Source organism: Georgenia sp. EYE_87 (assembly GCF_023148685.1).
Lineage (GTDB): Bacteria > Actinomycetota > Actinomycetes > Actinomycetales > Actinomycetaceae > Georgenia.
In genome coordinates, this window is sequence record NZ_JAHXNL010000037.1 from 1 (window position 1) to 974 (window position 974).

Sequence of the window (974 nt, forward strand, 5' to 3'; positions counted from 1 at the left end):
GTCTTCGTTCGATGGTGATGCGGTGCTGGTGCACGTGGTCGTGGTGGGCCCAGCAGAGCAGGACGCCGAGCTTGACGCTGGTGGAGCCGAACTGTTCCCACCACCAGACGCTGTGGTGGATCTCGCCCTCGCCGGGCGGGGCGTCGCAGTCCGGGTACTGGCAGTGCTTGTCGCGGGCGATGATCGCCCGGGTCTGGGCGGCGGTGAAGATCCGTTGCTCCCGGCCGACGTCCAGGACCTCCGAGTCCGGGCCGAAGACCACCCGGTGCACCGCACCGGTGCAGGCCAGGCGCGCCAGCAGGGCCGGCGAGAGCGGACTGCCGTCCTCGAACGTCGCCGGGGCGACCTCACCCATCACGGCGGAGTCCAGATCCGCACCGATCACCGCCTCCGGCAGCACCTGCCCGCAGCCGCACAACCCGTCACCCTCAGTAGAACCGGACTCCGCAGCTGCGCTGCCGACGACGGCAGGAGCTGCGCCGTCCGGCACCCCGCGCGCGGCGCCGCTGGGCCGCTGCTGGCCGGCGTGATCGGTCGTGGCGCCGCCCGGGAGCCCGAAGGCGGCACCGGCGTGGTCCGCGCGGCCCGGGCGCCCCTCCGCCAGCGTGCAGCCGGGATGCCGGCGCACGGGTGCGGACGCGGCGATCAACCGCTGCAGGGTCTCGAACGGCACGTGCACGCTGATGTGCGGGCGGACCCGGGCGCCGGGACGGAGCGAGCCGGAGTCCAGCGCGAGGTGCGCCAGCCCGACCAGCGCCCCGGCGCGCCGCTGCCCCGGGGCGCGCCTGTCGCCCTTGGCGGGCACGCCCGTGCGGGCGGCCAACGCCGTGAGCACGATCTCCCCGCTGGTCTTCGACAGCCATCCACCCGGCACGTACCCGTCGGTGGTCTCGGCCAGGTAGAACTCCTCGCGGTCCGTCTCCTCGACGTACGCCCGGTCCGCCGCCTCCGGATCCGCCCGCAGGCCCCAGTGC

The 974-nt window shown here is 74.7% G+C and carries 1 protein-coding gene; it reads right to left on the bottom strand.

The window, feature by feature from the left end:
- Positions 1 to 974, bottom strand: a 974-nt coding sequence (locus KZX45_RS19770; protein WP_248259472.1) for an HNH endonuclease signature motif containing protein, incomplete at both ends; no start/stop codon positions are given.